Annotated in this window: 20 protein-coding genes; 10 read left to right on the top strand and 10 right to left on the bottom strand. The window is 42.0% G+C overall.

What is annotated here, in order from left to right; translation table 11 throughout:
• Nucleotides 1–462: 462 nt before the first annotated feature.
• On the bottom strand, nt 463–663 hold the full coding sequence (locus RMZ43_RS11235) for a hypothetical protein (protein WP_322646535.1): 201 nt from the start codon (nt 661–663) through the stop codon (nt 463–465).
• A 257-nt stretch (nt 664–920) separates the two neighbouring features.
• On the opposite strand from RMZ43_RS11235, the gene RMZ43_RS11240 reads away from it, so the two are divergent.
• Nucleotides 921–2,267, top strand: a complete 1,347-nt coding sequence (locus tag RMZ43_RS11240) for a GTP-binding protein (RefSeq protein WP_322646536.1) — start codon at nt 921–923, stop codon at nt 2,265–2,267.
• A gap of 47 nt (nt 2,268–2,314) precedes the next feature.
• On the opposite strand, the gene RMZ43_RS11245 is transcribed toward RMZ43_RS11240, so the two are convergent.
• Nucleotides 2,315–2,446, bottom strand: coding sequence for a hypothetical protein (locus tag RMZ43_RS11245; RefSeq protein WP_322656186.1), 132 nt, complete (start codon nt 2,444–2,446; stop codon nt 2,315–2,317).
• A 275-nt stretch (nt 2,447–2,721) separates the two neighbouring features.
• On the opposite strand from RMZ43_RS11245, the gene RMZ43_RS11250 reads away from it, so the two are divergent.
• Nucleotides 2,722–2,979 carry a Calvin cycle protein CP12 gene (locus RMZ43_RS11250; RefSeq protein ID WP_322646538.1) on the top strand — a complete coding sequence of 86 codons (258 nt, stop codon included), beginning with the start codon at nt 2,722–2,724 and terminating at the stop codon, nt 2,977–2,979.
• On the opposite strand, the gene RMZ43_RS11255 is transcribed toward RMZ43_RS11250, so the two are convergent.
• From RMZ43_RS11255 to RMZ43_RS11265, 3 genes are all read right to left on the bottom strand, one after another.
• The gene (locus tag RMZ43_RS11255; protein ID WP_322656187.1) at nt 2,976–3,794 is read right to left on the bottom strand and encodes a TlyA family RNA methyltransferase; all 819 of its coding nucleotides are present in this window, start codon (nt 3,792–3,794) and stop codon (nt 2,976–2,978) included. The two genes, RMZ43_RS11250 and RMZ43_RS11255, sit on opposite strands and share 4 nt — an antisense overlap.
• A complete protein-coding gene (locus RMZ43_RS11260; protein ID WP_322656242.1) occupies nt 3,795–4,229 on the bottom strand; it encodes a DUF29 family protein in 435 nt (144 codons plus the stop codon).
• A 140-nt stretch (nt 4,230–4,369) separates the two neighbouring features.
• Complete coding sequence (locus RMZ43_RS11265) at nt 4,370–4,441, bottom strand: element excision factor XisI family protein (RefSeq protein WP_416212041.1); 72 nt, start codon at nt 4,439–4,441, stop codon at nt 4,370–4,372.
• 576 nt (nt 4,442–5,017) lie between these two features.
• Here RMZ43_RS11265 and RMZ43_RS11270 point away from each other — a divergent pair.
• From RMZ43_RS11270 to RMZ43_RS11280, 3 genes are all read left to right on the top strand, one after another.
• Nucleotides 5,018–6,004: an aldo/keto reductase gene (locus tag RMZ43_RS11270; protein ID WP_322656188.1), complete on the top strand. Its 987-nt coding sequence runs from the start codon at nt 5,018–5,020 to the stop codon at nt 6,002–6,004.
• A gap of 29 nt (nt 6,005–6,033) precedes the next feature.
• A complete protein-coding gene (locus RMZ43_RS11275; protein WP_322656189.1) occupies nt 6,034–6,774 on the top strand; it encodes a carboxymuconolactone decarboxylase family protein in 741 nt (246 codons plus the stop codon).
• 161 nt (nt 6,775–6,935) lie between these two features.
• Nucleotides 6,936–7,370 (top strand): putative quinol monooxygenase, encoded by a 435-nt coding sequence (locus tag RMZ43_RS11280; protein ID WP_322646543.1) that lies wholly within the window; start codon nt 6,936–6,938, stop codon nt 7,368–7,370.
• A gap of 562 nt (nt 7,371–7,932) precedes the next feature.
• Here RMZ43_RS11280 and apcB read toward each other — a convergent pair.
• A complete protein-coding gene (gene apcB, locus RMZ43_RS11285; protein WP_322646544.1) occupies nt 7,933–8,442 on the bottom strand; it encodes an allophycocyanin subunit beta in 510 nt (169 codons plus the stop codon).
• Between the two features lie 357 nt (nt 8,443–8,799).
• On the opposite strand from apcB, the gene glnA reads away from it, so the two are divergent.
• A complete protein-coding gene (gene glnA, locus RMZ43_RS11290) occupies nt 8,800–10,224 on the top strand; it encodes a type I glutamate--ammonia ligase (protein ID WP_322646545.1) in 1,425 nt (474 codons plus the stop codon).
• A 117-nt stretch (nt 10,225–10,341) separates the two neighbouring features.
• Here the strand turns inward: glnA and RMZ43_RS11295 are convergent, their stop codons facing one another.
• On the bottom strand, nt 10,342–10,542 hold the full coding sequence (locus RMZ43_RS11295; RefSeq protein ID WP_100899525.1) for a hypothetical protein: 201 nt from the start codon (nt 10,540–10,542) through the stop codon (nt 10,342–10,344).
• Between the two features lie 284 nt (nt 10,543–10,826).
• On the opposite strand from RMZ43_RS11295, the gene RMZ43_RS11300 reads away from it, so the two are divergent.
• Nucleotides 10,827–11,882: a class I SAM-dependent methyltransferase gene (locus RMZ43_RS11300; RefSeq protein WP_322646546.1), complete on the top strand. Its 1,056-nt coding sequence runs from the start codon at nt 10,827–10,829 to the stop codon at nt 11,880–11,882.
• 824 nt (nt 11,883–12,706) lie between these two features.
• Here RMZ43_RS11300 and patX read toward each other — a convergent pair.
• The gene (gene patX / locus RMZ43_RS11305) at nt 12,707–12,868 is read right to left on the bottom strand and encodes a heterocyst-inhibiting protein PatX (RefSeq protein WP_428850720.1); all 162 of its coding nucleotides are present in this window, start codon (nt 12,866–12,868) and stop codon (nt 12,707–12,709) included.
• A gap of 143 nt (nt 12,869–13,011) precedes the next feature.
• Complete coding sequence (locus RMZ43_RS11310) at nt 13,012–14,799, bottom strand: FAD-dependent oxidoreductase (RefSeq protein WP_322656190.1); 1,788 nt, start codon at nt 14,797–14,799, stop codon at nt 13,012–13,014.
• A gap of 573 nt (nt 14,800–15,372) precedes the next feature.
• On the opposite strand from RMZ43_RS11310, the gene RMZ43_RS11315 reads away from it, so the two are divergent.
• Nucleotides 15,373–16,317 carry a hypothetical protein gene (locus tag RMZ43_RS11315; protein ID WP_322656191.1) on the top strand — a complete coding sequence of 315 codons (945 nt, stop codon included), beginning with the start codon at nt 15,373–15,375 and terminating at the stop codon, nt 16,315–16,317.
• Between the two features lie 241 nt (nt 16,318–16,558).
• Here the strand turns inward: RMZ43_RS11315 and RMZ43_RS11320 are convergent, their stop codons facing one another.
• On the bottom strand, nt 16,559–18,949 hold the full coding sequence (locus RMZ43_RS11320) for a tetratricopeptide repeat protein (RefSeq protein WP_322656192.1): 2,391 nt from the start codon (nt 18,947–18,949) through the stop codon (nt 16,559–16,561).
• Between the two features lie 134 nt (nt 18,950–19,083).
• Between RMZ43_RS11320 and RMZ43_RS11325 the strand changes: the two genes are divergently transcribed.
• On the top strand, nt 19,084–19,344 hold the full coding sequence (locus RMZ43_RS11325) for a hypothetical protein (RefSeq protein WP_322656193.1): 261 nt from the start codon (nt 19,084–19,086) through the stop codon (nt 19,342–19,344).
• 206 nt (nt 19,345–19,550) lie between these two features.
• Nucleotides 19,551–19,808, top strand: a complete 258-nt coding sequence (locus RMZ43_RS11330) for a hypothetical protein (RefSeq protein ID WP_322656194.1) — start codon at nt 19,551–19,553, stop codon at nt 19,806–19,808.
• Nucleotide 19,809: the final 1 nt, after the last annotated feature.

Consider the following 19,809-nt stretch of genomic DNA (forward strand, 5'->3'; position numbering starts at 1 on the left):
ACTTTTATACTGCCAGCATCACGCAAAATTTTGCTAACTAAATTAGGTATACACTCAGCAGCGAATCCAAAATCAGACTTTTGAGGCTGAAAGCCTGGGACGGTAAGTAAAATTTCCTGTTTACCCAGAAGGCGATCGCAATAATACAATAATCTAGCATCAGCCGTGGAAGGCTATGAGTTAAATTCGCTGGGATTCACGCAAGGACGATTGCTAAAACTTCAACATATTTTCATTAAAAATACTTTTTAGTGTCCATAAATTAAAACTTATAAAAAGTCGTAACTTTCACCTTTGACATTCAAGTGTATAGCTTCAATAATATTCTTACGTAAAAATTCGTATTCATATAGGATTCCTATTTGATTTTTGCTAAATATACTGATAGCCAAAACCTAATTCGGCTAGTTCTCAGTCAGCTTTGCTGTGAAAAATCAAATGGAATTGCTATATAACTTGACATTAATAGGGCTGCATCATGCTTTTTTCGGATTCAAAAACCAGTTTAAAAAATTGCAAAAGAAATAATAAAATATGCATAAATTTTTGGACACCTACTAACATTGTACTGCTCAGTGGATATTTAATAGTTCTACCGATTTGTACATTGATAACTTTATCCTTATTATTACCTTTATTCACTGCTAGCTTATCCGCTTCCATTGGAACCTCGCACTACTCTACATCGATTCCTTGGATAGATAATGCATCTGAATGTGAACAGACTGGGAGAAGCTGGCGCGATCGCAAGTGTTGGGATAATGAACACGATCCTATGTTCTAAATCGGCATTGCATTAAAAGGTATGCAAATCATCAAAATAATTGCTTAAGAAAGACAAAACAGGCTAACAGTCTTGGAATTAGATCAAAATGGATATGTAGCCTGTTGTTTGTCTAACCTTGAATCAACCTAACTTCGTGCGAAATCTGCAAGAAACTCACTTAAATCGTGCCCGCGCCAGTCTCAGACAAGCGCTGGCTTGGTATGGATATCTTCGTAAGTCAGGACAGCTTTCATCCAACCCAGAATTGGCAGGTTTGTTGAAACCAGAATTAGAAGCTTTGAACTCCACACTCAACAAGTTGGATTCTAACGTCATTAGAATTGCTGCTTTTGGTTTGGTGAGTCGTGGTAAATCGGCAGTTTTAAATGCCTTACTGGGAGAGAAGATTCTGCAAACTGGGCCCCTGAACGGTGTCACTCAATGGCCCCGTTCCGTCCGTTGGCAGCCCAGTGGTAAGGTATTAGTAGAGTTAATTGATACCCCCGGATTAGATGAAATTGAAGGTGAGTCACGGGCAGATATGGCGCGAGAAGTCGTGCATCAGGCTGATTTGGTTTTGTTTGTCGTGTCTGGTGATATCACACGTACTGAGTATCAAGCACTGCTGGAATTGCGTAAAGCGCAAAAACCTCTGATTTTAGTATTTAACAAAATAGACCTTTACCCAGATACAGACCAGGGAACAATTTACCAAAATTTGCAACAACTGGGTGCCGGACATCCCCAGGCGAAACCTTTACTACCAGATGAAATTGTCATGGTGGCGGCGGAACCAGCGCCAATGGAAGTACGGGTTGAATGGCCTGATGGGCGTATCAGTTATGAATGGGAGACACCACTACCGGAAGTAGACGAACTCAAAGAAACAATTCTAAATATCCTCAATCGGGAAGGGCGATCGCTTTTAGCTTTAAATGCACTTATCCAAGCACGGGATGCAGAAACTGCGATCGCTCAAAAAACCATCGACTTACGCGAACAAGAAGCTGAAGATATCATTTGGCAATTTACCAAATACAAAGCTTTGGCAGTAATGCTCAATCCCATCGCCTTTTTGGATATCCTTGGCGGAACTATTGCGGATTTGGCTTTAATTCGCGCCCTAGCTAGATTGTATGGTTTGCCAATGACTAGCTACGAAGCCGGGAAAATTTTAAAAACGATTTTATTTAGTTCCGGTGGCTTGCTACTGGGAGAATTAGGTAGCAGCTTCCTTTTGGGTTTGGGTAAAACTACTGCTGCAATAACCAGTGGTGACAATCCCAGCAATATTACTGCCTTTGCTGGCAGTGCGATCGCTCAAGCTAGTATCGCTGGTTATGGTGCATACTCCGTTGGTAAAGCTGCTCAGGTGTATCTCGAAAAAGGCTGCACCTGGGGGCAGTTGGGCGCTAGCAGCGTCATTCAAGAAATTCTCTCTCAAGTTGACCAAAATACAATTCTGTATCGCTTGCGACAAGAATTAGGCATAAAGTATTGAGAATAGATAAAAATTGTTTCCCTTTTGTTGCCGTTTATAAGTGTTTATCAACTTCTATCAAACTCTTCTGACAATTGACTGACATTCCGAATTTGGGATGCAAGACTGAGAACATGACTATCTCTAACAGTGACTTCAATTAGCAGAATTCCCCTAGCTTTTTGAATCAAAGATGACAAGAGGGTAATTCCCACTCAAATTTGCTAAAAAGATGGCGGTGTTTACCACTACCTATTGTGGGAAGCCTATCTAAACTGGAAATATGAGCCAGGCTGGTCTTACTACTCCAACAAAGAGAGACTGGCGTTAGCGAAGCGGTAGCGATAGCGCAGCGTTAGTGAGGAACGAACGTCGGAACGAGCGTCCGCAGGAGCGTCACCCGGAGTGTGAGCTTTTTGGGTCATTGAAAGCTCACAGTTAATATCTATCTCTGTAAATTAAAGGTAAAAGTAACATGACAACTACCCTAAACTCATTTAATGCTGAGGCAACAAATCTTGAAGAAGCGATTATTCAAGCCATTACTGAAGCCCGCACAACTTGTGAGCTAGATGGCAGTGATTCTGCTGGTTGTGCAGTAGCCTGGGACATTGTGGAAGAATTACAAGCTGAAAAATCCGATCAACAGCAAGCAAAATCAAAGAAAACCTCTTTGGAAAATTACTGCGATCGCCATCCTGAATCCGTAGAATGTCTAATCTACGACGTTTAATTCTTCCGTAAATCAGTTGTTGCTGATTGCGTTATTTGCTTAATTGCTTCTAAATCAGGTGGTGGCGTTTCACTTTCCATTCCCAACCACAAAAGATATTCAATATTCCCAGCAGGGCCAGTGATCGGCGACCAAGTTAAGCCTTTGTATTTCCATCCTAATTCGTGGGCTGTTTGCAACACCTGAAAAATGGCATCAGCTTGGTCGTTTGGATCGCGCACAACACCTTTTTTACCCACACGGGATCTGCCGACTTCAAACTGTGGCTTGACTAACAATACAGCTTCTCGGTTAGCTTGAGTTAGTTGCCACAAAGCAGGCAGAATTTTTGTTAAAGAAATAAACGATACATCGACCACCGCCAAATCAGGAATCGGGTCGCTTTCACTATATAACTCATCTGGGCATAGTTGCCGTAAATTGGTGCGTTCCCGTAAAATCAGCCGCGAATCGTTTCGCAACCGCCAGTCAACTTGTCCGTAACCAACATCAATGCCGTAAACTTGTTTTGCTCCAGCTTGTAAAAGACAATCAGTAAAACCACCAGTAGAAATCCCACCATCTAAACAAATGCGGTCTGCTACGGGAATGGCAAATACTGACAAAGCTTTGGAGAGTTTTTCACCGCCTCTAGAAACAAAAGGCGATCGCTCTTTAATATTTATTCGAGCAGCAATATCAACTTCTGTACCAGGTTTATCGACTAACTGCTGATTAACAGTAACTTCCCCGGCCTGAATTAGTCGTTGCGCTAGGGCGCGAGAAGAACATAAATTTAACTCTACTAATAATGTATCGAGTCGCTGTTTAGCCAATTAACTAGACTCTCCTGATAAGATTAAAGCCAAAGCACGATTGATAATTTCTTCTTGGTTAACCAGCTCTTCTAACTCTTCTGACTCATAACGACCTTCCTCTACTTCTAGCGTTGCTTCATCAATGGCATTTAAATAGGCTTCTGCTAAGGTTTCTAATAATTCTTCTGGCGTGAGATAATAGCCTCCAGCTTTGCGCCCCTTATTTTCCCGTTGAGTTTCCCGAACTGAATTCCGAATAGAGACTTCCCAAGAGCGAGTCGTGCAGTTTTCAGCTTGTTGTTTAATCAAATGCAATAATAGAATCACTGCATAGCTACGAATCGTCTTAATAATGTCATTTCGGCTCATCTCCGTTAATTCTTCAACTATAATTAATGCTCCTTGAACATCGCCCTTAATAAGCAAGTCTTTTAGGGTTAATAATTCTTCCATAATCAGCGCCTCAAACATAGGCAACTTCTATTGTGGCTTATGGTGGTTTTAGTTCAAAGAACATAAGCTAATACATTTAATCTATTGAGCGATCGCTATTTAAATGTATTATTCTTTGCAAATACACAATGTTCAGATAATTAAGATACAGCAAAATCCGTGTATTGCCGTAGTTCAGCAGGATGGAAACCCAAGACAATATCTTCGCGCAAAATTGGCTTGAATCAAAATGGGTGTAAGTTTGTAGGATTGTACAATAATCTTAGACAATTGTTTTATTGCTTGCCTTTCAGGATTCCTATAATGAAGTTAAAGCAATGAAAAACGATTTCGGCTTCTCGTCAGGTCTAGAATTTTATTAAACAGACAACTCAGATTTGATTAGGCAAGGGATTTGCCAATTGATAACCAAATTGACCTTTACAGCTAATTTGTAAACTCAAGTAAAGTACTTGTCTTGTAAGGGTTTCAGGAATTTGAGCCAATCAAGCACTTATTCGCTGAAACTCAGATATGGTAACGATTTGGGTATCCTTAAGATTTTCTTTACGAATCAGCTCTTAGGCGAACCTTATTGCTTAAACAATTTCCATCCCTATCTAAAAGTAGACAGGCAAATAAATGTCGCCGTTTTGCAGATCAGGTTGCAGGTACATCTAGCCGATGAATTCACTGAAAACCAGATTGATAAGTAAAGCTGAAGCCGCTAGATTGCGTCATCACGCTTTGGCACTCCAAATACGAGACTTGCCTGTTAGTAACAAAATTAGGAGAAGAGGAGAACCAGAATGCATTACAAGCATCTCGGCCGCACCGGACTACAGGTTAGCAGGCTCGGTCTGGGCACTATGAACTTCGGGGAGCTGACGGACGAGACCACCAGCTTCAAGATCATGGATGAGGCTCTGGAGGTCGGCATCAACTATATGGACACCGCAGATGTGTACGGGGGTCCCCAGTCCCCGGACATGGAGAAGGGCTACGGCATCTCCGAGGAGATCATCGGGCGGTGGCTGTCTCAGGGCGGACGGCGCGATCAGATCGTCCTGGTGACTAAAGTGTACCAGCCGATGGGTAACGGGCCGAACGATCGCCACCTTTCGGCCTACCACATCCGAAAGGCCTGCGAAGACAGCCTGCGTCGGTTGCAGACTGATCGCATCGACCTTTACCAGATGCACCACGTTGATCGGCGCACGCCCTGGGAGGAGATTTGGCAGGCAATGGAACTCCTGGTACAGCAAGGCAAGGTGATCTACATCGGCAGCAGCAACTTCGCCGGGTGGGACATCGCCACCGCGCAGAATATTGCCGCGTCGCGCAATTTCCTGGGGTTAGTGTCGGAGCAAAGCCTTTATAACCTCACCGCCCGCACCGTTGAACTAGAGGTCATCCCAGCGCTTCAGTACTATGGCATTGGTCTGGTTCCGTGGAGTCCGCGCGGCAAAGGGCTACTGGGAGGTGTCCTGCAGAAGGTGAGCGAAGGTCGCCGAGCTGAGCCGAAGATGCAGCAGCAGATCGATCGGCATCGATCGCAGATCGAGGACTACGAGGCGCTCTGTGAAAAGCTCGGTGAGCGACCCGCTGATGTCGCATTGGCCTGGCTGTTGCACAATCCTGCCGTCACGGCTCCGATCGTCGGACCCCGCACTGTGGAACAACTAACCGAGAGCTTGCGGGCTTTGGAAATATCTCTCTCGGACGAGACGCTCCGGCGGCTCGACGAGATTTGGCCCGGTCCCGGCGGCGAGGCACCCAAAGCCTACGCCTGGTAGAACGCAGCGCCATTAAGGAGGCAGTTCCAATGAAAAAGCTCATCGTATTCTTAGCACTGGTGTCTGTTGTGATATTTAGCCTTTTATTTGTGTCGGAGGCACAAACAATGAACAACGATCAAACCTTAAACGCACGACAACAAAGTATTGTCACGATCTCCGCCTTCACCGCCAACGGCGATTTGGAAAATCTGCGAAAAGCCTTAAATGGCGGACTTGATGACGGGCTGACCGTTAATGAAGTCAAAGAAGTTTTGGTTCAAATGTATGCCTACTGCGGTTTTCCGCGCAGCTTAAACGGTATCAACACATTTATGACAGCGTTGAAAGAAAGAAAAAATAAGGGCATTGCTGATACACAGGGAAAAACGGCAACGCCGATTAATGATACCGGCGACAAATACGAGCGAGGCAGAAAGACATTGGAAACGCTCACTGGACAGCCCCAATCCAAGCCTGCCAAAGGTTTCGGTGAATTTAGTCCGACGATTGACCGCTTTTTGAAAGAGCATTTGTTCGCCGATATTTTCGACAGCGATATTTTGAACTATCAGCAGCGCGAACTAGCCACTATTTCAGCACTCGCCGCAATGCCGGGTATCGAATCGCAATTAGAATCTCATTTGTCAATGGGAATGAATACCGGGCTGACGGAAAGCGGGTTAAGAGAGGCTTTTGGTTTGATCGAAAAAAACATCAGCCGACAGCAGGCTGAAACAGCCAGAAAATCTTTGGCGAAAGTTATTGCTGCCAGACAAAAAAAGCAGTAGCACTCATTCGGCGAACTGTTTGCCGAAAGTATTTTAATATCTGAGAGAATGTAAGAAAAATCACGGCAGGCTTCATCAGCGATCGGCAGCGCACAACAAGTAATCTATTTTGTTAAAAGCTTGCTGTTATTTTTAAACTTTATTGTCGTGAACCAAAGAACATGGATAAAGTTATCGTCTGTTTTCAAAAAATAGTTATTTCTTTAATTCTGATAATTATGCTTGTCAGTTGCAGCGCGGCTTCCACCCAGCAAAAAGAGATAATGGTGCGTATCTCGGAAATTGAAATAGATTCCAATTATCTCAATGAATATAAAGCCATTCTGAAAGAAGAATCTGAAGCATCAGTCAGATTGGAACCGGGTGTTATTTCGATTTTCCCGATGTATCAAAAAGAAAATCCGACTGAGGTTAGGATTCTAGAAATCTACGCCAGCCGCGAAGAATACGAGTCACATCTCAAAACCCCGCATTTCCAACACTATAAAACCACGACGCAGAAAATGGTCAAATCGCTGAAGCTAGTTGATATGGAAACGATAGACGCAAAGACGATGACTAAAATATTCAAAAAGATAGAAAAAGGTGGAAAATGAGTTCAGAAAATAAATAATTCACGGCAGAAGATTTAAAGCGATAAATGAAGCTGATGACCTGCATATTTCGCTATTTAGGGACGACGGCGTGACCTATGGCACACCGACTTGGGTATGGATGTTTTACATCGTCAAACATCCATACCCAAAGTAGTTTTTAAATGCCTCAAATCTAATTCAATTGGGCACCTTTGATAGTAAAGTTGAACTATTTTTTCACTGCATCTGCAAGCCACCAAACCGCGATGCCTGACGCATCTAATTTAATACTCCTTGTTGATACTCCTTTTCCTAGAACCCGAAACAAAAGCCAACTGCGATCGCCTAACGTATCTAATTAATGATCAATGGTATTAAAAGCTATAACCCTTATTCTCCATAGCTTAGGGCTTTTATTAGTGCCATTAATTTTAGAGAGTTATGATTTTGCCCGCAAAGGGCAAAATCTTGAATAAAGCCCTTCTCAACGTCTAGAGTTCACAAAAAAGCGATCGCTCCATTGAACCAAAGTGCGATCGCTATTTATGTTTATGTCGGGGTAGACACCTTGCCCACCTAAAATCTAAATATCTATCTCGCTCAACTCACGTGTAATGTGATCGAATGGTTCATCCACAAAAGTAGTATTAACTACACCTGCTGCTGCCACTTGTTCCTTAATCAGATCCTTGAGAATTTGGATACCACGAACTGTAGGTCCAATAGGTACTCCTAAAGAATTGTAAGTTTCCCGCAGCCCTTGTAGCACACGCTCATCTAATACATTGGTGTTTCCAGCAACCAACGCATAGGTAGCATAGCGCAGATAGTAGTCCATATCCCGCAGACAAGCTGCATAACGACGAGTTGTATAAGCATTTCCACCAGGGCGAATCAATTCTGGCAGTTCTTCAAATAACTTTAAACCAGCTTGCTTGACAAGTGCAGCCGCATTAGTATTTATTGCCGCCGCCGCTTGTACTCGTGCTGTACCACTGTCAAAGTAAGACTTTAGGCTATCGATCGCATTCCGGTCAAAATACCGACCAGCTAAGTCATAATTCTTAATTAAACTTGTTACCGCATCGCGCATTCCTTCTTCTCCCAATCATTACTATTTATGGTTTGATATTTATTTGGCTGCACTTATGCACCAGTAAATTTTTGTGCTATTAAAAATAGATTCGGCACAAAAACAATTTATCCACTATCTATGGATTCTATGCCAAAGTTGACCCCTATATGATGAACTTTCCAGTTTTGTACAGATGATCCCTGAAAGGTTAATATAACCTGATAATCTAGATATCTGTAACACAAACTACAAAATCAGCTAATGTCTAGTATTTAAGATATTTCTGGTGTGTCACGGCCTGATTGAGATCAGCAGGGTTAGGATGCAATGTAAGATTCTGGTTTACTTTAGGAAATTGGTAGAGAAGGAGTAACAATGACAACACCCCAAGAAGTCTTGAAAAAAATTCAAGATGAAAAAATTGAACTGATTGATCTCAAATTCATCGATACAGTAGGGACTTGGCAACACCTCACACTGTATCAAAACCAAATCGATGAGACTGCATTCACTGATGGCGTACCTTTTGACGGTTCCAGCATTCGGGGTTGGAAAGCGATCAATGAATCGGATATGACGATGGTACTCGACCCCAACACTGCTTGGATCGACCCATTCATGGAAGTGCCAACACTAAGTATAGTTTGTAGTATTAAGGAACCCCGCACGGGTGAATGGTACAATCGTTGCCCACGCGTTATTGCCCAAAAAGCAATAGATTACCTGGTTTCCACTGGTGTTGGTGACACAGCTTTCTTTGGCCCTGAAGCTGAGTTCTTTATCTTTGACAATGCTAGGTTTGCCCAAACCGCCAACGAAGGCTACTACTTCTTAGACTCTGAAGAAGGTGCTTGGAATTCCGGTAAAGCTGGTACAGAGAACAAACCCAACTTAGGTTACAAACCACGCTTCAAAGAAGGTTACTTCCCAGTTTCACCGACGGATTCTTTTCAAGATATCCGTACAGAGATGCTGTTGACGATGGCACAATTAGGTGTACCTATTGAAAAGCATCACCACGAAGTAGCTACTGGTGGTCAGTGCGAACTAGGTTTCCGCTTTGGCAAGTTGATCGAAGCGGCTGACTGGTTGATGATTTACAAATATGTCATCAAGAACGTTGCCAAAAAACACGGCAAAACCGTCACCTTCATGCCAAAACCAATTTTTGGCGACAACGGTTCGGGAATGCACTGTCACCAATCCATTTGGAAAGACGGACAACCTCTGTTCGCAGGTGATAAGTATGCTGGTTTGAGCGATATGGCATTGCACTACATTGGTGGTCTTCTCAAACACGCACCAGCGCTGTTGGCAATTACCAACCCTAGCACCAACTCATACAAGCGCCTAGTACCTGGTTATGAAGCACCAGTAAACTTAGCCTACTCCCAAGGGAACCGTTCTGCTTCTATCCGTATTCCTTTATCTGGCACTAACCCTAAAGCCAAACGTTTAGAATTCCGTTGTCCAGATGCTACTTCTAACCCATACTTAGCATTTGCTGCAATGCTTTGTGCTGGTCTTGATGGCATCAAGAACAAAATCCATCCTGGTGAACCCTTAGATAAGAATATCTATGAACTCTCTCCAGAAGAACTAGCAAAAGTTCCTTCAACTCCAGGTTCTTTAGAACTGGCGTTGCAAGCACTAGAAAAAGATCACGCCTTCTTGACCGAATCAGGCGTATTCACGGAAGACTTTATCGAAAATTGGATTGACTACAAGCTAGGTAACGAAGTCAAGCAGTTACAGCTGCGTCCTCATCCCTACGAGTTTTACCTCTATTACGATGCTTAATTAAGTATCGTAGCTATCTAAATATATAAGTTTAGCCACCCTAGAGTAAAGGGTGGCTTTTTTTCCAGAGTTGTCAGTTGAGACTTTCACTCAAATCAACCTTAAAACTCCTGAAACTTAGCTCATAGAAGCATGACTTGGCCCATAAATCATCCGAGTATTAGCGTCTACCTTCCCTTGAATCGGGTTCCAGTAGTGGGATGCTTCTTCAGGAAGACCAAGTTCTTGTGCAGCCCGCATCAGCATTGATTGTTGGCGATTTTTAACTTGCTGATGTTCACGCACCATCAACGCACGAGATTTATCTGCGATAGACATAACCATAGTCCTCTCTATTTGTTATATATTTTTTGGTTGCCTCGTAAACTAATATAGCAAAAATTCTGTAACATAAGCTACTTTTTATAAAAGTTTATGTTTGCCTTTGCTGACAATATTAGGTATTTTTCCCGAAAGTTCGAAAAATCTTTCCTAATCTACCTTTGATAGCTAAAATCATCTAGCTTCAGATTTGTCTCACCTTGGAGCCTTTACCTTTCCAACAGTAGGTAATTTTTCGTTACAATTATTTACATAAACGTATCAAAACTTGAGCTATTTTTATGCCTGAGAGTTTAACTAAATTGACTTATCAAACCTTTCAGCAGGGCAAAAATTACTTTGGTCTGGCTCACAAAATATTAAATTCACGGTTGATGAACCTGGTATATCCGACACTTGGACAAAAGACCAAACCCATCCCGAATGAGCTTTTACTCAAACTTCAACAGAGATTGAATCAGTTGCTGGAAACAGACTGGCAAGATGCCCAAAAAGGTATATACCCAGAAAGTTTGCTGTTTGACAACCCTTGGGATGATTTTGTCCGCTACTATCCGTTGCTATGGCTAGATTCCCCTCAAATGTGGGAGCGGGTTCAACAACAGAATTACCAAGATTTTTCGCCCGAAATTGACACAGATGGTTATCCCAGCTACTACGTGCAAAACTTCCATCACCAAAGCAATGGCTACTTGAGTGAGTTGTCAGCTAATTTATATGACTTACAAGTAGAAATTCTTTTTGGTGGGGCAGCTGATCCAATGCGGCGGCGGATTCTCGCTCCTCTCAAGCAAGGGCTGAAAGTTGAGCCAGTTGCACCACGGCAAGCCCGTATTTTGGATGTAGCTTGTGGAACCGGGCGGACTTTGAAGTTGATTCGGGCAGCATTGCCGCAAGCATCCCTGTTTGGTACGGATTTGTCACCAGCTTATTTGCGTAAAGCAAATGAACTACTATCCCAAATTCCGGGAGAATTGCCACAACTTTTACAAGCAAATGCCGAAGAGTTACCTTATCTAGATAACTATTTTCATGCTGTAACTTCTGTTTTTCTTTTCCATGAGTTACCAGCAACTGCACGTCAGACAGTGATTGAGCAATGCTTCCGGGTAACAAAACCAGGAGGAGTCTTTATTATTTGTGACTCAATTCAGTTGAGTGATTCACCTGAGTTGGAACATATAATGGATTCTTTCCACGAAACATTCCATGAACCCTATTACAGGCATTACACCACTGATAACTTGCTAGAACGTCTACAGAGAGTAGGCTTTGAGAATATTGAGACGCAAGTCCATTTTATGAGTAAGTATTTTATTGCTCATAAGCCAGCATAAAACCTTCTCAAACATTTTCTTTAAGTAAACTTTATCTAAAAAGGGCAAATGCAAAATTTTGCATCTGCCCTTGGGTGTAGAATAATTAAGTGGACTGAGAGGAATTAGCAGATCCTTCTTAATATTTATTTCTTCGAGAGCCATCTGTGAGAAGAAGGAACCTGAAGCAAGTGTAGGTCAGCCCCTTTGGGGAAGTAAAAAGTCAAAAGTTAAAAATAGTAAGATTCGCTGCCAAGTGCAATAAACCTATACTACTTGTGCGAATCTATACTCTAGATAAGCTCAGATGCAGCGCAAAAGATTTTATGCTTGGGCAAAGCACGCCAAGGAGAAGATCAATTATTTCCTGATGTAGATAGCCAGCTACTCAATATATGAGAAAACTTATTTGGGAATAAAGTGGATTTGCCTAAGACTAGTTTCCTCAACAAGTAAAATGTCTGAATTTAGATGTGTTTTAGATTAACTGATAGTCTAAGTAACATCTATGTTCTAGAACAGTTGAGGATTGAAACGCAAAGTTTCCCACCGAATATAAGCAACAGTTGTATAACTTTTGAGAAGTTGGTGATGCTGTTAATCGAGGCACTTAACTTAATTTGCGTTTTGCTCGTCAGGATTTACGCTAACTATATATACAAAGTTTGCAGTTGAAATACTAAGCGATCGCTGAAGATTTTCGTGTGTCAACTGTATATATATCTGTCAGAAAAGCTGTATAAATGATGTTAGTACAACACTGTGTTTTCTGACACTTTGTTTCTGTTGAAAAAAAAGGCATTACCCTACAGTATTTAAACCACAACATAGATATTTTCGGATTTTTACGTTACTTCTCTACGCCCACTACCGCGATGACGTGGCGCATCATCTGAAGCTTGTTCAGATGCCGCCGAGCGCCACTGTTCCGAAGTAGGCGTGGAAGGCAGCCCATAGGATAAGTGATTGACCATTGTTTGGCAGTTAGAAGCTAAGGGGCCGAACATCAGACTCGAGACTAAAAGAGAAATGGCAGCACGCATAGCAGATGTCTATTTTGGAACTCTCCACTTCACTGATACTTAGCTTTTTGACTAATATCCGGACAATTCATCAAAAAGTATTCTGTTTTACTGAAAATAAACTCTTCTTATCCTCCGTTCAAATGCTCGACTAGTAACCAATTACCAGAGTGGTTTTGATGACCCCACAATGTAACTAATTGTTCGTGAGGATAAGTGCGTAATTGCTCATCGATATGCGATCGCAAAGTCACAAGCTGCCAATTTTGCCCTTGATATGCGGCTGGTGCTGTGACAGTGAATCTGTACTCCTGCTGCTCCAAGCGGTAAAAAATGCCTTGGAAACAGTTACTTTCCCAAATTAATCCCTTGCCAAAAGTAGAGTCAGGGTACTCACTCGACAATGGGCAAGGACAATCACCACTAGCTGGATAGGCTTGTGGGTTATTTAAGTAATACAGTTGCCAGTGCAGCCAATCCGAATGATTGGGTGGAAGATTAAATAAAGGAATAATTGCTGCTTTTGAGCGATTATCTTCCAATAAAGCCGTTTGCAGCGCCCTAACAGGTAAATCCCTCGGCTGGCAGTTTAACTCAACACACATAGCTGCTGCCATCCCTGCTGCTTGACCAATGCCCATAACCACAGGTTGTAATCTGGTAGCCCCATTGGCAATGTGGGAGACAGAAATATTTTTTTCACAAACCAAGAAACCATCTATTGTGGCTGGAATGAGTGAACTGTAGGGAATTGTAAAAGGAGTTCCCGTCCAGCGTCCCCCCCAACGGATAGATTTAGGTTGCAGTGGGAATTGAACACCAGGATAATGATGGTCATTGGCGTAATTACCAATTGCGATCGCTTCATATATAGATGCAACTCTACCTCCAGCGATCGGCAAAATATCCTGTTCTCGGACAGTAGTTAACCCCACTAGGCGGCGGCTTTCCCGGTAATAGGGATGCAGTGCAAAAGCTGTGGGAATGTGAGGAAATAGTTTTTCTGCTAAACCATAGCGACGACCAAGCTGATTTTGAATAAAGTGGGCAAAATTTTGGCTGTGCCAGCGAGATTCTTGGATAAATTCATCTCTGGATACATCTGACTCTATCAATCGCTCTAATCCTTCGCCGTAGTCATTGCCACAGATTGGCCAATTCATCATAAACAGGCCACCAGGCAAACGTCCATAATTCAAAAATGTCTCTGCGCCATAGCCATCCCAAGCGCCTGTAAAATGCAATGGATTATAGTTAGGCGCAGGCGGAATTTCTGGTGCCGTAGCTACGCCCGTCGTAGACATCGGTTCACCAAAGTCTTGCATAATCACTACATAAGTAGGCGCTTGCACTGGATATTTTTCAGTTAAAGAATTAAAAGCTACTGGGGCGCTAGGTTCTCCCCACTCAGATTGCAATTCCCAGCCCCAGCGAAAGGGTATCTCAGCTAAAGCCAATAAATCTCCTAATTCTGTGCCGTCGAGAATAATCTTGGCTGTGACAGCAAAATCAGCAAAGCGCACACCAGTAATAGAATCACCCTGGCGAAACACTTCTATTGGCACTTGTCCAGAAATCCAGTGCAGATTTGGCAATTCCTGCACCCAATCTGCAAAAATCTTTGCTCCAATCCGAGGATCGTAACTAAAAAAGCTTACCCAACTGTTATCTAATCCTCCCGGCTGTCGTTGCCGCAATTCCTGCAAAAACGCACCCCATAACCCAGTTTGAAAAGCTTCTAATTCGTTGCCATCGGGTGCGGATACTCCAGCCGAAGTTAGCATTCCTCCCAACCAAAGAAATTCACTTACCAGAATGGTTTCGGCTCCCCGTCGCGCCGCTTGGATAGCAGCCGCAGTGCCTCCAGTTCCCCCACCAACAACTAAAACATCAGCTGTGTATGTCTGATTAACCATTGCTGCTTATACCTCACTGGAGTTTTGACATATTCTCCCCAGATAGCTTGGCATCAAACAAGATAAATTATCAGGACTTAGGCAAAAATCCCCAAATAAATATTAGTTCTATATAAGACTCCTATTTGATTGCGTGAAAAGACAGGTAGGGCAGCCAGTTGTGTGGGCGGGTTTCCCTATTTGAGTTAACTGGCGTTATATTACCACCGAGACTACGGCATCTTTTGTTGTCGGGAAAAATCAACTTTTTTAGCTAGCTAGATATACCAATTTAAAAAAATGAGATAATTTCAAGTTTTGTACTCAGCTAGCAGAAAGATTTTAACAAGTTTGTTAGTTTTAATTTATGCATCACAGAAGTCAATATAAAATTCTTTACTGGCAAGACTTATAAATAATTTTATTTTGATTAGATAGACATAAAATTTGGTATTACATCTAACAAAAGCTTGATATTAAACAGTTATGAAAAATCTATCTTAGATATACAGCTAAAGATAGAGGTTGTTACTATATTTTGTATTTAAACTTAATACAAATAGTACATTAGTATTAAATAATAATTAAAAGACTATGTTTACTAATTGCTTTAAAAATAATAATGAAAATTCAAGTATAAATAAGGATAGAAATATATCAAATGTTGAAATAGCACTTTTTATAGATCAAATCAAAAGTAATATCTGGTTAGTTGGTATTCCATCTTGGCTTTTTGGCATAACCGATAGAAGCATAGCTGCATTTACTGATGGTTATTTATCTCCTATAGAAATATTTCAATTACTTACAGCCTCTTTCTTTTTTCTGAGTTGGCTATATCTCAAGCCTGATGAAAGCTTTAACAGCAATGATTTAGAGCCTAACGAATATCAAGAATATCTCGCCCGTACTCAAGCTAATAAGCTTCAAGTAAAAAAGCTCCACATGATTAGCCAGGAGTATATTTTACCCTTCCCTTATATTTGCCAAATTTATCATTTATTGAATTTAAGGCATTTAGAAACAGTTCATAGCTTTAGCCTTAGTAACCTGAAAATTTTTCAAATTAGCCACTTTCAGCCCACAAGCACAGGTGGAATAATCAAATTCCAAACAATATTAGATTCGCCAAGTAATGCTCTGAGAATTTGGCGTCAACCGATTGTAGAGGTGGATTTAATATTACATACTCCCTATACTGTTGAGCTGAGTATTCCAGTCTACAATAACAAAAGGATAATTGTTATATTTCATGCTTTTCCGTTAAATGACTTAGAGCATCACTTTTTTATAGATATTTATAGTGATTTAGAGTGGCCAAAGCCATTATTACAAATAATATTGCATTTTGCTTCTTGTTTGACACTATTTGAAGATTTGCCGTATTTAAGAGCTTTAGCTGATAAAAATATAGGGCGTTTATTGAATTTAAATAGTACTTCAAATCACAAGGCTGCATTGCTATTTAAAAGATATGTTGAGCTATATGGTTCGACTGGAGAACCAATTAAATTACTTGAGGGGAGGGAAGAGAGGTAAAGAGACGCGATTAATCGTGTCTGTACAAGAGTGGGGAAGTACATCTATAGATGTATCTTCTACTATTTGCTTTTACCTTGATTAGATGTATTCAATATTTCTGGGATGAAACGTTGTTTTCTTAAGTTGATTGAATTTAAGTAAGAGAGAGCGATCGCCTTTTGAAGTTAGATATTGGTGGGTGATCGCTGCTAAAATTTGAACTACAACTTTGGTGTGGTTTTGTGAAAGGGTGCGATCGTTAGCGATATGCTTCTCTTAAAAATTTTGCATAATTTCCTCGAACCATCATTGTATCGGGATGACCTACACCTAAAGTACGTTCACAAATTGCTAAAGCTTGCTCAAATAAAGCTTTGCCTTCACTGAAGCGTCCTGTAGAACAGTAGAGTCCTGCTAGATTGTTCAAGCTAGTGGCAACATCAGGATGGTTGTCTCCCAGCAGACGTTTCCAAAGTTCTAAAGTTTGCAGATGCAGGGGTTCGGCTTCACTGTAGCGTCCTATAGACTGATAGAGTGTTGCTAGATTATTCAGGCTAGCGGCGACATCGGGATGGTTATCTCCCAATAAGCATTTTCTCAGTGCCAAAGCTTGCTGAAACAAAGGTTCGGCTTCGCTGTAGCGTCCTGTAGATTTATACAGTGCTGCTAGATTATTCAGGTTAATGGCAATATCGGGATGGTTGTCTCCTAGTAGGTGTTTTTTTAGTTCTAAAGCTTGCTGAAACAAAGGTTCGGCTTCGCTGTAGCGTCTTGTAGAACTATAAAGTAATGCTAAATTGTTCAAGCTATTGGCGACATCGGGATGTTTGTCTCCCAGCAGGCGTTGTCTCAGTCTTAAAGCTTGCAGATACAGGGGTTCGGCTTCGCTGTAGCGTCCTGTATAACGGTAGAGTTCTGCCAGATTGTTCAAGCTAGTGGCGACAATAGGATGGTTGTCTCCCAGCAGGCGTTTTGTCAGTTCTAAAGCCTGCTGATAGAGGGGTTCGGCTTCGCTGTAGCGTCCTGTAGATTTATAAATTGCGGCGAGATTGTTCAAGCTAGTGGCAATATCGGGATGTTCCAAACCCAGGCGATTTTCAGCAATTTTTACACACTGCTGCAACCAAGGTTCTGCTTGCTGATAAAGTCCTTGACCTTGATAAAACCAGCCTAAGCCTTTGAAAGGTCGAATTAAATCCTCGTCGCTGAGATATTGGAATAGGTGGGTTGCAACTTCTGCAAGGTGGGAGATAAAGAGAGTGAAGTTGAAAATATCTTCACGGTTAGGTTGTTGAGGAATTTGCTTTGCCACCTCTACCATCTGCGCTGCAAAAGCAGTTTTCACCTCGTCTGCATTACTTGACTCATCCAATTTCATTTGGAAAAATTGCCGAATCAGTGGATGTAGACGATAAATTCCTTTACTTTGCGATTGTATTAAATGAAGTTTCCACAAATCAGCTATAGCTTTCTCGTAGAGTTCTTGTTCATCATCATCTTCTATCCGCTCAACAAATAATGGAATATCAGCCAAAGCAAATAAACTCAGCCAACAGCCGAATTCTTGTGCTTTCTCATCTAACTGTTCCCAACTCAATGCAATAGCTTCAGCCACACCATATTCATAACGCATCAATGGGTTAGCCTTGGCTATTGCTTCGTGTTCCAGTCGCTTTTTCTCTAGCCGCTTCAGCAGTTTTTCCAAAGACAAATCTGGCATTGTATCCAGATATCGCCCCACCAACTCTAACGCCAAAGGCAAATATCCCAAGAATTTACAAATTTTTCTCGCAACCCAAGCTTCATTTTTAAGTCGTTCTCTGTCAACCAGCGATTTTAATAATTTCATCGCCGCCAATGGTTTGAGAACACCCAAAGGTAATTGCGGCAAAGTTCTATCAAATCCCAGGCGGGTTGTCAGCAATACTTTAAATCGGGGTGATTCTGGTGGTAGATAAGGCTGAACCTGTTTTTTGTAGTCGGTGACATCATCAAACACCAACAGCACTTCACCTTGTTGCCAATTCTGCCAGCAGTATCTCAGCCTATCCGCTAATTCCCAATCATCTGGTGCAATTTTGTTGAATTTTAATTCAACAAATCTGAAAATCTGAATTTCGACATCTATTCCCTGTGCTGATAACCAGCAAACCCCACCTTGATATTTCTGCAAATGCTGTTTGGCGTATTGGGTAGCGAGTTCAGTTTTCCCGACTCCACCCATACCCGCCACAGCTACAATCGCAACTTGCCGAGATGTCTGTAATTGTTGGTGCAGGTTTTGTAGTTCCGCCTCACGCCCCACAAATTTTTCAAATGGAACAGCAGGGGGAATATTTTGATGAATTTCTTTAGTTGTGGGTTGGGCATCTTGCCCGCCATTATATTTCGTTGTGAGGTAAGCCCGTAACTTTTCTAACTTACCCCGGCTTTCAGAATTGGCTAACTCAGGATAACTCTGGGCGAATTTATCATAAACCTCAGTCATCCGCTTTTTGAAAGCAGCAGCGCCGATGTTCAACTCGCTGGCAAGTTTTGCCTCATTCTTTCCTGAGTTTTCAGTCCTCAAACGCTCCACAAAAGCTGCCGTTTGCTCTGGGGATAAGCTATTAGTAGCAGCTTCGTTGGCTAGAAAATCAGCCCATTGCATAGACAGCTTGTGAGATTTATTCTCGATTCTACTTAATTTCTACCTTCTTTCTACTTTGTCTCCATTTCTAAGGAATCTCCTCTTCTTCTGGCAGAAATACGATTTGCATAGAAACATTTAGAAGAGGTTCAGCCATGAAAACTGCCCTAGCAACTCCAGTCAACGCTAGTCAAACCACCCAAACTTCGCAATTAATCCCTACCTCGCCAACATCGATAGAGAATCCATCTACCTGGATGCGAGATGGATACAGCCCTACTGAAATTATTCTGGCGGCGGCAATTTTAACTTCATTGTCGATTGGGGGAATTGCCTCTGTGATTGTGGCCATTACGGGTTTAATTAAAACTTTAGTGCCTGTGATGGTGCAGCCGACAAGGGAAAATAAGAAGTAGTCAATTTAGAGCCAGGGCGAATAGAATTCGCGGCTACACAAACAAAGTCCGCCTGCGCGGACTAAGAAAAAATTGAAGGTTTGAAACCCACGGAGGTGGGTTTTGCCTGTGTAGGCGTGGTTTCTAACCGCCGATTTAATTCACGATATCAGAGAACAAGAGTTCTGCGTAGGCGTAGCGCGTCCTAGACATCGCCACTTGAGCCTTTGAACCTCAACGTTGCACCTTTTATCCTCGACGTTGAGCCTTTTAACCTCAACGTTGAGCCTTTTAACCTCAACGTTGCACCTTTTATCCTCGAAGTTGCACCTTTTATCCTCAACGTTGCACCTTTTATCCTCGAAGTTGAGCCTTTTAACCTCAACGTTGCACCTTTTATCCTCGAAGTTGCACTTTTTATCCTCGAAGTTGAGATTTGCTACTCAAAACAGCTAGATAAATACTATATCCCTCCTACCTCCTAAT

Source organism: Nostoc sp. CmiVER01 (assembly GCF_034531135.2).
Taxonomy (GTDB): domain Bacteria; phylum Cyanobacteriota; class Cyanobacteriia; order Cyanobacteriales; family Nostocaceae; genus Nostoc.